General features: G+C 49.6%; 12 protein-coding genes. 11 read left to right on the forward strand and 1 reads right to left on the reverse strand.

The window, feature by feature from the left end:
- Nucleotides 1–204 precede the first annotated feature (204 nt).
- From pyk to WH45_RS16770, 3 genes are all read left to right on the forward strand, one after another.
- Nucleotides 205–1629: a pyruvate kinase gene (gene pyk, locus WH45_RS16760; protein WP_046215565.1), complete on the forward strand. Its 1425-nt coding sequence runs from the start codon at nucleotides 205–207 to the stop codon at nucleotides 1627–1629.
- A 171-nt stretch (nucleotides 1630–1800) separates the two neighbouring features.
- On the forward strand, nucleotides 1801–2319 hold the full coding sequence (locus WH45_RS16765) for an acyl-CoA thioesterase (protein ID WP_046215566.1): 519 nt from the start codon (nucleotides 1801–1803) through the stop codon (nucleotides 2317–2319).
- 17 nt (nucleotides 2320–2336) lie between these two features.
- A complete protein-coding gene (locus WH45_RS16770) occupies nucleotides 2337–2729 on the forward strand; it encodes an FxsA family protein (protein ID WP_046215567.1) in 393 nt (130 codons plus the stop codon).
- A gap of 108 nt (nucleotides 2730–2837) precedes the next feature.
- Here the strand turns inward: WH45_RS16770 and ytvI are convergent, their stop codons facing one another.
- Nucleotides 2838–3953, reverse strand: a complete 1116-nt coding sequence (gene ytvI, locus WH45_RS16775) for a sporulation integral membrane protein YtvI (RefSeq protein ID WP_046215568.1) — start codon at nucleotides 3951–3953, stop codon at nucleotides 2838–2840.
- Nucleotides 3954–4141: 188 nt separating this feature from the next.
- On the opposite strand from ytvI, the gene WH45_RS16780 reads away from it, so the two are divergent.
- From WH45_RS16780 to WH45_RS16815, 8 genes are all read left to right on the forward strand, one after another.
- Nucleotides 4142–5125 carry a LacI family DNA-binding transcriptional regulator gene (locus WH45_RS16780; RefSeq protein WP_046215569.1) on the forward strand — a complete coding sequence of 328 codons (984 nt, stop codon included), beginning with the start codon at nucleotides 4142–4144 and terminating at the stop codon, nucleotides 5123–5125.
- 235 nt (nucleotides 5126–5360) lie between these two features.
- Entirely contained in the window at nucleotides 5361–6602 is a 1242-nt protein-coding gene (locus WH45_RS16785; RefSeq protein ID WP_046215570.1) for an MFS transporter, read from the forward strand.
- An 89-nt stretch (nucleotides 6603–6691) separates the two neighbouring features.
- The gene (locus WH45_RS16790) at nucleotides 6692–8194 is read left to right on the forward strand and encodes a glycoside hydrolase family 32 protein (RefSeq protein ID WP_046215571.1); all 1503 of its coding nucleotides are present in this window, start codon (nucleotides 6692–6694) and stop codon (nucleotides 8192–8194) included.
- Between the two features lie 471 nt (nucleotides 8195–8665).
- On the forward strand, nucleotides 8666–9778 hold the full coding sequence (locus WH45_RS16795; RefSeq protein WP_046215572.1) for a citrate/2-methylcitrate synthase: 1113 nt from the start codon (nucleotides 8666–8668) through the stop codon (nucleotides 9776–9778).
- Nucleotides 9779–10137: 359 nt separating this feature from the next.
- Nucleotides 10138–11433, forward strand: a complete 1296-nt coding sequence (icd, locus tag WH45_RS16800) for an NADP-dependent isocitrate dehydrogenase (protein WP_046215573.1) — start codon at nucleotides 10138–10140, stop codon at nucleotides 11431–11433.
- A gap of 12 nt (nucleotides 11434–11445) precedes the next feature.
- Nucleotides 11446–12390, forward strand: coding sequence for a malate dehydrogenase (mdh, locus tag WH45_RS16805; RefSeq protein WP_046215574.1), 945 nt, complete (start codon nucleotides 11446–11448; stop codon nucleotides 12388–12390).
- 251 nt (nucleotides 12391–12641) lie between these two features.
- Nucleotides 12642–13067 (forward strand): hypothetical protein, encoded by a 426-nt coding sequence (locus WH45_RS16810; RefSeq protein ID WP_046215575.1) that lies wholly within the window; start codon nucleotides 12642–12644, stop codon nucleotides 13065–13067.
- A gap of 304 nt (nucleotides 13068–13371) precedes the next feature.
- The gene (locus WH45_RS16815; RefSeq protein ID WP_046215576.1) at nucleotides 13372–14232 is read left to right on the forward strand and encodes an SDR family oxidoreductase; all 861 of its coding nucleotides are present in this window, start codon (nucleotides 13372–13374) and stop codon (nucleotides 14230–14232) included.
- Nucleotides 14233–14772 lie beyond the last annotated feature (540 nt).

The raw sequence follows: 14772 nt of genomic DNA on the forward strand, positions 1-14772 counted from the left end.
CACAGGCATCGTATAATTTACTACAGAGTCTCGAAGATGGCTTATGATGATCCCGGCAGCATCCGCCGACCGGCTTCTTCAACAAGCTGTATACAAAAGCGAGAATTTGTAGTAAATTTGTTTGTTGGGGCTTGTTGTTTCTAACCAGCAGGCTATGTTGGAAAGAGAAAAATAGAGAGACCTTGAAAACGGAGGAAATCGATTATGCGCAAAACGAAGATTGTATGTACGATTGGACCGGCAAGTGAGTCCCTGGAGAACACGAAAAAACTGATCATGGCAGGTATGAACGTATCCCGCCTGAACTTCTCCCACGGTGATTTCGAAGAGCACGGCAACCGTATCAAAAACATCAAGCAAGCCAGTAAGGAACTGGGTAAAACCGTAGCAATCCTGCTGGATACCAAAGGTCCGGAAATCCGTATCGGCAAACTGAAAGAAGAGCCGATTGATCTGGTTCAGGATGAGTACATCACGCTGACTACCGAAGAAATCCTCGGTGACCAGCATCGTCTGACTGTATCTTACCAGGATCTGCCGGGAGACGTGGAAGTAGGTTCCACAATTCTGATCGACGATGGTCTGATCGGTCTGAGTGTAGTACAGGTTCTGGGTACTGAAATCAAGTGCCGTATCGTTAACGGCGGACAAATCAAAGGCCGCAAAGGCGTTAACGTACCGGGCGTGAACATTTCCCTGCCAGGTATTACTGAAAAAGATGCGAACGATATTATTTTCGGTATTGAGCAGGGTGTAGACTTCATCGCTGCTTCCTTCGTACGTAAAGCAAGTGACGTACTGGAAATCCGTAAACTGCTCGAAGAAAAAGGTGCTCCGCACATCCAAATCATCTCCAAAATCGAGAACCAGCAGGGTGTTGACAACCTGGATGAAATCCTGGAAGTATCCGACGGTCTGATGGTAGCCCGTGGTGACCTTGGTGTGGAAATCCCTGCCGAAGAAGTACCACTGGTACAAAAACGCATGATCGAGAAATGTAATCGTGCAGGCAAACCGGTTATCACAGCAACTCAAATGCTGGATTCCATGCAGCGCAACCCTCGTCCGACCCGTGCGGAAGCGAGTGACGTAGCGAACGCAATCTTCGACGGAACCGATGCAATCATGCTGTCCGGTGAAACAGCTGCCGGTAAATATCCGGTAGAATCCGTACTGACCATGTCCCGTATCGCGGAGAAAGCAGAATCCGCATTGAACTACCGTGAAATCTTCCTGAAGCAGAGTCATGCACAACAGACAACTGTAACAGAAGCAATCAGCCAATCGGTAGCAAGCTGTGCGATGGATCTGAACGCAACAGCGATCATCTCTTCCACAGAGTCCGGTCACACGGCACGCGTAGTATCCAAATATCGTCCGCAGGCACCTATCATTGCGGTAACGACCAAAGAACAAACGATGCGTCGTCTGGCTCTGACATGGGGCGTACTGCCAGTTAAAGGTACAGACGCTCATTCGACTGACGAACTGTTCGATATCGCCCTGCAGGGTGGTAAAGATTCCGGTCTGCTCAAAGAAGGCGATCTGGTTGTAATCACAGCCGGCATCCCACTGGGCAAATCCGGTTCGACAAACCTCATCAAAGTAGCACAAATGTCCGCGAAGTAATACGGCATAGTGCTTATATCATACGATGCAAAAAAAGCAGTGGACTCTTCCATTGCTTTTTTTGCTGATTAGCCACAGTTATAACTGCGAAAAGCAGCATAATTAACAGACCGGACATACCATAAACGTAAAACGGACACATAAAAACAGAACAGAGTGGAGGAAGACAGTATGGCCAGAGAGCAACTGCGGCTGCCAAGCGAATGGCATGGAATTTCTTTTCGGGTACGTTATCAGGAGAATGATCCGATGGGGGTCGTGTATCATACCAATTATCTGAACTGGTTTGAGCTGGGACGGACCGAGATGATCCGTGATCTGGGATTTCGTTACCGGGATATGGAAGCGGCGGGTGTGCTGCTGCCGCTGGTGGATGCTTCCCTCAGTTACGGCCGGCCGGCACGGTACGATGACCGCGTCGCCGTCTATACACGTGTCGTCAATTTCTCCAGACTGCGGATCGATTATGAATACCGGATTCATCTGCTTGCTGAGGAGGATGATCATTCCGTTGGTGACGCTTCGGCTGCCGGACCGCGGGTAACCTTTCCGGATGGTGCAGAGCTGCCTGGCGAGCCGCTGACAAACGGTTCAACAAGGCATGTATGGGTGAGCAGGGACTTCGTTCCGGTGCGGCTTGATAAAGTTCTGCCGCCGCTGTATGATTCACTTGTACGGGCTTTGCAATAGGAGAGGAGAGGTACAGGTTGAAGAAATGGATTGCGGCACTCATTATTATTGTGCCACTCCTGGAATGGTACATTTTTCTGCAAATGATTGAATGGATTGGCGGCTGGAATACGCTGATTCTACTCATATTGACCTCGCTGATTGGCTTTGTCATGATGAGGTTTGAAGGACGCAAAGTACTCGAAGACACCCGGGCACTGATCAATGCCGGTCAGCCGCCAGGCCGTAAAATACTGGATGGACTATGCGTATTTATCGGTGGCATCATGCTGGTACTGCCAGGATTTATACTGGACGTTATCGGTTTTACTATCGTGTTTCCGCTGACCCGTCCGCTGTATCGCAATCTGCTGCTCAAGTGGATTGAGAAGCGCATGAAAAAGGGCTCCATTACGATCTATCGGCCATAACGGTCAGCACTGAAAAAGACTTCCCTTGGAATAAAGGAAGTCTTTTTTTGATGTCATGACTTGGTTGGTACATATCCCGTATTTGTTTTGAGTTATGCAACGGGCATATTAGCGAACTCTGCCGTTAACGATATAATTGCGCAGATCGCGGAACACATTGGCCCGGTTGAGTGCAGTGACAAATACAAGGGTAACCGGTCCGATCAGCAGACCGAGCGCGCCGAACAGCTTGAGACCGACAAACATGCTGATCAAGGTGGCAAGCGGGTCGAGTCCCACATTGCTGGCGAGCACCTTGGGTTCCATCATCTGCCGGACAATCAGCACGATTACATACAATACGCTCAGACCGATCCCCAGCCGCAGATCTCCGCTCATAAAGTTATATAGCGCCCACGGAATCATGACGATGCCGACCCCCAGATAGGGCAGCAGATCGACCATGCCAATCAGCAATCCGATCAGCAATGCCGATTGCACATCGAGGATAAACAGTCCGATAATTACGATAATGCCTGTAATGGAAATCAGGATAAACTGCGCCTTGATATAACCGAACAGCGCCTTTTGCAAATCGCTCCAGATCGCGGTGGCAGGCTGGCGGATATTGGAGGGGAACCAGCCGGCGACGATGCGTGTATGCCGCTCCCAGCTGTTGCTGATAAAGAAAGCGGACAGTACCACCACCACGATAATCCAGGCAAAGTTCGGCAGAGCCGTCAGGAAATCAAGTACCATATTCAGCAGGCTGGTGACAATGCCGCTGACCATGCCGGACACGCTCTGGCTGGTCTGGTTCAAGTTGTCATTAATCGTATCCTGATACGGATTTTCCTGCAGAAAAGCACTGATTTCATCGGTGATGGATTGAATCCGATCATTCTGTGTCCAGCCGACCAGCATTTGCCGCCAGCTGTCCACATGCTCATTGAACGTCTCGGTCAGCGTAATTGTCTCCTGCACAAGCCGGGTGACCAGCAGCGACAGCAGGGTAATCAATCCGCCGACATACAGCAGCAGAGAGACCGACACCGCGAGCCAGCGCGGAAATTGCAGCCGACGCTGCAGCAGCCGGATCAGTGGATTCATCGCATAGGCGAACAGCCAGGCCAGCAGCAGCGGATACAGCAGTGGGAACAGATAGCGCACGGCAATGGCGGCAATAATAATAACAACCAGTACCCATAAGCCGCGAAGCAGCCGATTGCGGATCGTAATATTCAAAATAGTCAATCTCCTTGCCGCTCAAATTGTAAAGTATGTAATCCGGTGTCATACCATGATGTTAAACGGCGGGCCAAAGGTTTGAAACGAGCAAAGCAAGATAAACAGCATATATCTTTGTCAGAAAGGCATTTCTTTTTTTGCCGTTTGGCAAATGGTATAATGAGAGGAAAAATGGGGGCTGCCGCATGAAAGCCAAACTGGAAGATGTTGCCCGACTGGCCGGTGTCTCGCCGACCACGGTATCGCGTATGATGAATAACCGGGGATATGTGAGCGAAGCGACCAAAACGAAAGTACGCAGCGCCATGGAGGAACTGAATTATTTTCCCAATGATATCGCACGTTCACTGTTCAACAAACGTACGAATCTGATCGGGCTTATTTTGCCGACTACAGCCAATCCGTTTTTTGGAGAGCTGACTTTTCATATTGAAAATCTGTGTGCCGCTCATGGACTCAAGGTACTGCTGTGCAACAGTCTGAACCGGATCGACAAGGAGGAACAGTATGCCGAGATGCTGATGCGCAATCAGGTGGACGGCATTATCGTCGGTACGCACAACCGCGGCATTCTCAACTACAAACGCTCCAATCTGGCTGTAGTGGCGATCGACCGCTATCTGTCCGAGACGATTCCGGTAGTCAGCTCCGACAACTATGAGGGCGGCAGGCTGGCCACGCAGCGGCTGATTGACCGGGGATGCCGTCATATTCTCCATTTCAACGGACCGGCAGAACTGGAGACGCCTGCACAGCTGCGCCGAAAGGCATTCGAGGATATCACGCAGCAGAATGGATTGCCGCATTATACATATGAGATGGAGCTGCCGCTCGATCGTGAAGACCAGCTGACCGTGATCCGGCGTGCCCTGGATGAGCATCCTCAGGCAGATGGCGTCTTTGCGAGCAATGATATGATCGCCGCCTCGGTTATCCATGAGGCAGGTATCCGCGGTATATGCATTCCGGATGATCTTAAAATAGTCGGCTATGACGGAACAACGGTAACGTCCTCATTTATGCCACAGCTGACGACTATACGCCAGCCGATTGAAGCAATCGCTAATACCGCGATAGATATGCTGCTGCGGGAAATTGAAGGGGAATTTGATGAAACCGCCCGCCAGATCGTGCTGCCTGTCGAGCTGTATGAAGGTACAACGGCCTAAAGCGCTGAGCAGGTGGTTTGGGTTGATTTCAATCATGCCGAATCATTGCTGTGTACGACGAAACAGGAGATAGCGATCTGTGAATTATAAATATAATATGCACAGTTAAAACGTCTTCGAACGAAGGCGTTTTTTTGCTGCTCCATTTATATTTATGTCATCCGGTTGACATATGGAACCGGTTGACATACAATTCTTGCAAGAAAGCACTTACATGAATAAAGGAGCGAGCGCTATGCCTGTATCAAAAAGCCTGTACTGGAAGCTGAGCCTCTACTTTTTCTTCTTTTTCGTATGCTGGTCTTCCAGCTACTCCCTTTTCTCTATCTGGCTTGGACAGGAGATGAAGCTGACGGGAGCACAGAATGGTCTTATTTTCTCTGTAAACGCTATCTTTGCCCTTTGTGCCCAGCCGCTGTACGGCTACATATCCGATAAGATTGGACTACGGCGTAATATTCTGCTGTTTATCAGCCTGCTGCTTGTATTTACAGGACCGTTTTTTGTTTTCATTTATGGCCCGCTGCTGCAGGTCAATATATGGCTGGGAGCTATTGTGGGCGGGTTGTTTTTGAGCGTTGGTTTTCTGGCGGGAGTCGGGGCAATCGAGACGTACGTGGAAAAGGTCAGCCGCAAGTACGGGTTTGAATACGGGCGCTCGCGGATGTGGGGATCGCTTGGCTGGGCGGCAGCCACCTTTTTTGCAGGACAGCTGTTCAACCTGAATCCCAACATCAATTTCTGGATCTCCTCGGTGTCGGCAGTCATTCTCGTCGGGATCATTTTGTCAGTACGGATCGACGTATCGGAAAGCGAGCTGGAAAAGGCGGCTTCTGTCACGCTCAAAGATATCGGCACTTTGTTTACGCTGCGGCCATTCTGGTATTTTATGCTGTATGTGATCGGTGTAGCCTGCGTATACGGTGTATATGATCAGCAGTTTCCGATCTACTACTCCTCGCTGTTCCCGTCTGCCGAGGTGGGCAATCAGGTATATGGATATTTGAATTCCTTTCAGGTGTTTCTGGAGGCCGGTATGATGTTTATGGCTCCGTTCATCGTCAACAAACTCGGTGCCAAAAAGTCACTGATTCTCGCCGGGCTGCTGATGGCTCTGCGTATCGTCGGTTCCGGACTTGTTTTCGAGCCGATCGGAATTTCGGCCGTCAAGCTGATTCATGCACTGGAACTGCCGATTATGCTGATCGCCATTTTCAAATACCTGGCGGCACATTTTGATACACGGTTGTCATCGATTTTGTATCTGGTCGGTTTTCAGTTCGCTTCCCAGGTCGGTCAGGCTGTGCTGTCACCGATTGCCGGCTCGCTATACGACGGCATCGGTTTCCGTTATACCTATCTGGTGATGGGGGCGCTCGTACTGCTGTTCACACTGATCTCGATCTTCACCCTGTTCAATGACAAAAATCAAACGCCCGAGCTCAAAGGCAAGCTCAAACCACAGCAGCTAACCTAAAAAATATATGATTCGCGGGGCTCCCTGTATACCGCCGTCAAGGGTATCATGTGCGGGTCCTAGCGATTACTTTCAAGGAGGAACCATCCATGTCTACATTACACTTCATCCAGCAGGCCGCCGAGGCACTTCAGCTCTCCGCCCAGAAGCTTAATCCGCAGTACCGCCCCGGCTATCATATTGCCGCTCCTGCCAACTGGATCAACGATCCGAACGGACTGGTGCAATTTAACGGGGAATATCATGTCTTTTACCAGCACCATCCGTATGACGAGAACTGGGGACCGATGCACTGGGGTCATGTAAAAAGCACCGATCTTGTTCACTGGGAGCATTGTCCGATTGCGCTGGCACCAGGTGATGAGTACGACCGGGACGGCTGCTTTTCCGGGAGTGCCGTGGATGATAACGGTGTGCTGACGCTTGTCTATACCGGACATCATTATACCGACAAGGCAAAGGATCTGTTTACCCAGAACCAGAATATTGCAGTCAGCCGTGATGGCATTACTTTTGAGAAATACACATCCAATCCGGTTATCGCCGAGCCGCCGGCAGACAGCGCTCATCATTTCCGCGATCCCAAGGTATGGAAGCATGGGGATACCTGGTATATGGTGCTCGGTAATGCTACGCCGGATGGTCATGGACGGGTTATTTTGTACCATTCTCCGGATTTGCGGGAGTGGACGTATGACGGTGTGCTGGCTGCAAGCGATGGTACGCTTGGTTTTATGTGGGAATGTCCCGACTTTTTCGAGCTGGACGGTAGGCATGTGCTTTTGTTCTCGCCGCAGGGCATGGAGCGTGAAGAGGAGCGTTATATGAACCTGTTCCAGACCGGCTATCTCGTTGGCGAGTACGACTATGCAACCAATGACTTCCGGCATGGCGAATTTCGGGAAATGGATTATGGACACGACTTTTATGCGGTGCAGACATTGCTGGACGATCAAGGGCGCCGCATTGCGATCGGCTGGATGGACATGTGGGAGTCGGATATGCCGACCAAGGCACACGGGTGGGCAGGAGCATTGACACTGCCGCGTGTGCTGAATCTGGACAAAGACGGCCGTCTGCTTATGAATCCTGTCCCGGAAATGAATCTGCTGCGCCAGACGCAGCACCAATTGGGAACAGCTTTTACCGTGAACGATCGTCATCATGAAGTGATAACCGAATCCCTACTGGAAATTCGCGCTGTATTTGATCTGACCCACAGTGATGCGGAAAAGGTCGGTCTGACGCTGCACAGCGGAGAGGCTGATGAGACGGTTATCGTCTATGATATCGCTGCTGGTAAATTGACGCTCGACGCTTCCAAATCCGGCAAGTCGCAGGATGGCGTCCGCACAGCTCCGCTGCAGCATGAGGAACTGCTCACCCTGCGCATATTCCTGGATCGTTCTTCCATTGAAGTATTTGCCAACGATGGTCGGGCGACACTGACCAGCCGCATTTATCCGACCGGCGAAGCGACAGGGCTGGATCTATTTGCAGTCGGCGGAGAGACACTTGTGCAGGAATGGACCTGCTGGACGCTTAAGGACGTCTGGAAGGATGCCTACGACAAGAATGAAGAAAGTGAATGATCAGCAGCTCAAATAGAGTGGGTTATGCAGCAGAGCGTATATAATTGTGAGTCTGTTGTCTGGATTCCTCCTTCGCATAGTCTGATAGATAAGGCCCAAATCAATATACTTCAGGCGAGCCGATAGGAATATCCCTGTCGGCTTTACTGCTATGCAGCAGAAGCGAAAATGAATATTGACTGCATAATCACCCATTGTAAATGCTTACAAAAAAATGTTATCTTTCCGATAAAACAATTTAATGTGCCCCCAAAGACTACTTTTGTTCACAACTCCGTCAAAATAAAGTATGATGATATAAGGTTCTTGGAAGGTTAATGGCAGATGTTCGTATCTTTTGTCGGCCATGTGACCCTGTATCCCTGCATCTCGATATTTTCATATTTTTTGCATTTTTTAAAATGTAAATGTTTTCATTTACTAGAGTGAACAAAAAAACTTCAAGAATCGTTCTGCAAAGGAGAGAGTAATATGACAGCTACCAAAGGTTTGGAAGGCGTTGTAGCAGCAAGTTCATCGATCAGCTCGATCGTTGATGGTGTTTTAACTTATCGCGGTTATAACATTGATGATCTGGCCGTTAACGCCAGCTTTGAGGAAGTCGCCTATTTGCTCTGGTTTGGTAAGCTGCCAAATCAGAACGAGCTTGACCAGTTACAAAAGGATCTGGATAAATATGCAGTGCTGCCGGATGCCTTGATTGAGCAAATGAAACTTTATCCTAAAGATATGAATCGCATGGCTGCTCTGCGCAGCGCGATATCCGCTCTGGCTCTGTATGATGAGCAGGCCGATGATATGAGCCGCGAGGCCAATGAACTGAAAGTGATCAAACTGCAGGCACAGCTGCCGGCAATTGTAGCCGCACTCGGCCGTATTGCCGAAGGCCAGGAGCCTGTTGCTCCGCTACAGGGTGTATCGATTGCACATAACTTCCTGTATATGCTGAAAGGCGAACAGCCGGAAGATACAGCAGTAAAAGCACTGGATCAGGCGCTGGTGCTGCATGCCGATCATGAATTGAATGCATCGACATTTGCTGCCCGTGTAACGGTAGCGACACTGTCCGATATGTATTCCGGTATCACTTCCGCTATCGGAGCGCTCAAAGGACCACTGCACGGTGGAGCCAATGAAGCGGTTATGAAAATGCTGGAAGAGATCGGTACGGAAGATCGTCTGGAGAGTTACATCCAGGAACAGCTGGACAACAAGGTGAAAATTATGGGCTTTGGTCACCGTGTATACAAAAACGGCGATCCACGTGCCAAGCACCTGCAGAAAATGTCCCGTGAACTCGGTGAAATGAACAATGATCTGAGTCTGTACAATATGTGTGTCCGGATTGAGGAGATTGTTACCGGAAGCAAAGGGCTCAAGCCGAATGTGGATTTCTATTCCGCTTCCGTGTATACGATGCTGGGTATTCCACGCAATCTGTTTACGCCGATTTTTGCCATCAGCCGGGTGTCCGGATGGGCTGCCCATATTCTGGAGCAGTATGAGAACAACCGTATTATCCGCCCGCGCGCCGAGTATGTAGGACCGAACAATCAGGAATATCGTCCGGTCGGAGAACGCTAATTCTGGACCATCTCATATCCGGTCGAATTCTGTCTGTTGAAACCGGGTTTCCAAATTCTTGTGGCGTCTGCTAAAATAAAGACAGCCGTTAGTGCGTGCACGTCAAGGACAAGAATCACAGAGGCATGAGGATGACCCATACCATAATGCGCTCAGGACGTCCGGACCACCGGGCGGCCGCTTATTGGCGGGTCTGCGGGTTGTTGGACCATGTGCCGACAGCCCTGCTGAAATGCGCTGTGAATCGTACAATGTGCACTACATAGACGGATGGCTGAATGGGGCTGGCGCCCTTGCACTACTTTGCAGTACCGATTGAATCATAGGGATCAACCACAATACTGAGGAGGAGCTTAATCATGCCGAACTTTGAAAAATACGAACTGCCGACTGCCGGTGAGCAGATCAAGATTGAAAATGGAAAACTGCAGGTGCCGAACAATCCGATCATTCCATTTATCGAGGGTGACGGTACGGGACGCGATATCTGGAAAGCTTCTGTACGCGTGCTGGATGCAGCCGTAGAAAAAGCATATGGCGGCTCCAAAAAAATTGCCTGGTACGAAGTATTCGCGGGTGAGAAAGCGTTTAATACATACGGAGAGTGGCTGCCGGCTGATACGCTGGAAGCGATCCGTGAATATATGGTAGCGATCAAAGGACCACTGACTACGCCAATCGGCGGTGGTATCCGTTCCCTGAACGTTGCCCTGCGTCAGGAACTGGATCTGTACGTATGTCTGCGTCCTGTACGTTACTTTGACGGTGTACCTTCTCCGGTAAAACGTCCTGAGCTGGTAAACATGGTTATCTTCCGTGAGAACACCGAGGATATCTATGCAGGTATCGAGTATCAGGAAGGTACTGAAGAAGTGAAGAAAGTACTGGAATTCCTGAAAAATGAAATGGGTGTTAACAAAATCCGCTTCCCGGAAACTTCCGGTATCGGTATCAAACCGGTATCCGAAGAAGGCTCCAAGCGTCTCGTTCGCGCTGCTGTACAATATGCAGTCGATCACGGACGCAAGAGCGTAACGCTCGTACACAAAGGCAACATCATGAAATTTACGGAAGGTGCCTTCAAAAACTGGGGTTACGAAGTGGCTGAAGCTGAATTCGGCGACAAAGTATTCACATGGGCACAATACGATAAAATCAAAGACGAGCAGGGCGCAGATGCTGCCAATGCTGCACAAAAAGAAGCTGAAGACGCTGGCAAAATCATCGTAAAAGATGCTATCGCCGATATCGCGCTGCAGCAGGTACTGACTCGTCCGGCCGAGTTCGACGTAATCGCTACGCTGAACCTGAACGGTGACTATCTGTCCGATGCTCTGGCTGCACAGGTAGGCGGTATCGGTATCGCTCCGGGCGCCAACATCAACTATGTAACAGGTCATGCGATCTTCGAAGCTACGCACGGTACAGCTCCGAAATATGCGGACAAAGACGTAGTTAACCCGGGTTCCGTTATTCTGTCCGGCGTTATGATGCTGGAGCATCTGGGCTGGAACGAAGCGGCTGACCTGATCTACAAAGGTCTGGAAACATCGATCAACAATAAAACTGTAACTTACGACTTCGCGCGTCTGATGGATCAAGCGACAGAAGTGAAATGCTCCGAGTTTGCCGATAAAGTTATCGAAAACATGTAAGGAGATGAACCGATGACAGCGATTAAGCGCAGAAAAATCACCGTAGTGGGCGCCGGATTTACCGGTGCCACAACGGCCCTGATGCTCGCCCAAAAAGAGCTCGGGGACGTCGTACTGGTAGATATTCCACAGCTGGAGAATCCGACTAAGGGAAAAGCGCTTGACATGATGGAAGCAAGTCCTGTTCAGGGATTTGACAGCCATATCAAAGGGACTTCTGATTACAACGATACCAAAGACTCCGATGTCGTAATCATCACGGCAGGAGTAGCACGCAAGCCTGGCATGAGCCGCGACGATCTGGTCAATACCAATGCCGGTATTGTCCGGTCGGTCTGCGAACAGGTCAAGCAGCATGCGCCCGAATCGATCGTGATTATTCTGAGTAATCCGGTGGATGCGATGACGCATGTCGCTTATCAGACACTCGGGTTCCCGAAAAATCGTGTTATCGGACAATCCGGTGTACTCGATACGGCCCGATACTGCACCTTTATCGCGGAAGAATTGAATGTATCGGTCGAAGATGTACGCGGCTTTGTGCTCGGTGGTCACGGGGATGATATGGTACCCCTCGTACGCTATTCCAGCGTAGGCGGTATTCCGATCGATACCCTCATTTCCAGCGAGCGGATCGAAGCGATTGTACAGCGTACCCGTGTAGGCGGCGGAGAGATCGTCAACCTGCTCGGTAACGGCAGTGCATACTATGCGCCCGCAGCTTCGCTCGTACAGATGACTGAAGCGATCCTGAAGGACAAGAAGCGTATTCTGCCGGTGATCGCGTATCTGGAAGGCGAGTACGGTTATGACAATCTGTTCATGGGTATACCGGCGATTCTGGGCGGCGACGGCATCGAGAAGATCTTCGAGCTGGAACTGACCTCCGATGAGAAGGCAGCCCTGGACAAGTCTGCAGAATCCGTACGCAGCGTGATCCAGATCATCGTAGGCTGATCACTGCATCATTCTTATAGTGGCACGATACAAAGGACTGTTTCTTCGTCAATATGACGGGGAAGCAGTCCTTTTGCATAAGGGAAGGTACAGGAAAATTACAGACTTGTTCATCCCTGGTCATGGTCTTGTTCATCTTTTGGACACAACCTGAGTGCAAAACAGTATATTTTTCACAAATCATTCGGTAAAATAATAATGCAGCAACAAGGAAATGAATGACTATTCAGTACAGATGGGGAGGATATGCAGTGATTCAAGTACTCGTATTTTTACACATTCTCGGAGCGCTCTCGACCGGATTCTATCTGGTACTGCCGTTTGTGGCAGGTAAACTGGGCAGCTGGGATGCTTCGTCACAGTCCGGAGCGCTCTCGATCGTGCGTACGCTGAACCGTGTAGCGCAGTTTGGTCTGATCGTGCAGCTGCTGACCGGTGGTTACCTGATGACCCAGGGTACATACAGTATTGCCTGGATGATCGTCGTGGTCGTACTGCTGCTGGCGATTGCAGCCTTTGGCGGCATCATGGGCAAGCCGCTGCGGCTCGCTCTGGCCGATATCCAGCAGAAAAAGGATATCTCCGCACACACTGCCAAAATCCGTTCACTCAGTATCGGACTGGCCGTATGTGTAGCCGTGATCAGCTTCTTTATGGTATACCGCGATATTATCTGATTTATTGAAGTGCAGAGCGTTTTTATAACAAAGAAAATGAATCTGTAAAAGCAAAAATACAACCCTCACAGATCCGTCTGTGGGGGTTGTTTTGCTGGGTGAAAAGGCAAAAAATGCAAAACAATTGTTTAGAGATTTAGAGCATGTGGTAATAATGCAGCGTAGCAGAATGGAGAGCATAAGTGGTTGAACGATAGGAACGTTAATGACACATAAGCGTTGTTTTTGGCCCTATTCTTCATCTGGCACAACCGATTCATAGAGAACAACCTAGATTACTCAAATGATGAGAGGAGAATGAATAATGTCCAACAGACCGGAAAGTTTACCTCCACAACATCAGGAGAAACAACCTGGTATTGAATCCGAAATGACCCCACGTCCACAGTTTGAGGCGCCGGAATACAAGGCTGCCGGCAAACTCGAAGGAAAAGCAGCCATCATTACAGGTGGTGATAGCGGGATTGGTCGCGCTGTCGCTATCTATTTCGCCAAAGAAGGTGCCGATGTAGCAATCCTGTACAAGGATGAGCACAACGATGCCGAAGAAACCAAGGCTCTAGTAGAAAAAGAAGGACGTAAATGCGTAACGATCGCTGGTGATATCGGAGATGAGTCCTTTGCGAAAAGTGCTGTCGAAAAAGCCGTCGCAGAACTGGGCAAACTCGATATTCTGGTGAACAATGCCGCAGAGCAGCATGTCCAGAAGAGTATCGAAGATATCTCCGCGGAGCAGCTGGAACGCACATTCCGCACCAATATCTTCGGAATGTTCTTTATCACCAAGGCAGCGATGCCGCACCTGCATTCAGGCGCATCCATTATCAATACAACATCGATCACTGCCTATCGTGGTGAGCCGGTACTGCTCGATTATTCATCCACCAAAGGAGCAATCCTGTCCTTTACCCGTGCCCTGTCCATGAACCTGGCAGAGAAGGGAATCCGCGTCAATGGTGTAGCTCCAGGCCCAATCTGGACACCACTGATCCCGGCTTCCTTTGATGAAGAAAAAGTAGAAGCATTCGGTCAATCCCAACCGATGAAGCGTCCAGGCCAACCGGAAGAACTCGCTCCAGCCTATGTATATCTGGCAAGCAGCGATTCCTCCTACGTCAGCGGCCAGGTCATCCACGTCAACGGTGGCGAAATCATCAACGGATAATTGGCTGAACAGTTGGCAGAGTGAATCACAGTTACTTTTACAAAAGACCATGATAAGTCCTGTATCGTGCAGGCTGTCATGGTTTTTTTTTGCTGAACTTATTGTGGCAGCTGCCTATTGGAGCATGGACTATATCGGAGCTATAACCATGGTTGTAGCATTAGCTATGATCAGGGCATCAATGACAGTTGCAGTGTTAACTACGATTGGAGGAGCATCAACCACGGTTGGGATGTTAACTACGATTAGACCATCAACCATAGTAGCAGCTTTTATCTTATGCACGCATCACTCTGGGTAGATCATTAATAGCATAGACATAGAGCTGCAAAAGCTTTAAATAGTTAATGAAGGTCGTCCATACTGCAAGCAACCATTAACAAACAAGGGCCTCAATACACTCTTGGGGTATTATAAAAACCTGCCAATGCCTCTCTATTCACGCAACGGAAGAAAGGAAATAAGAGCAACGGACGACCTTTAAGCCTGGAGATCTTCATTTTCTGCACCCATTAAAAGATCTCCAAGCTTAACCGGAGG

The sequence above is a fragment of the Paenibacillus wulumuqiensis genome, assembly GCF_000971965.1.
Lineage (GTDB): Bacteria > Bacillota > Bacilli > Paenibacillales > Paenibacillaceae > Saccharibacillus > Saccharibacillus wulumuqiensis.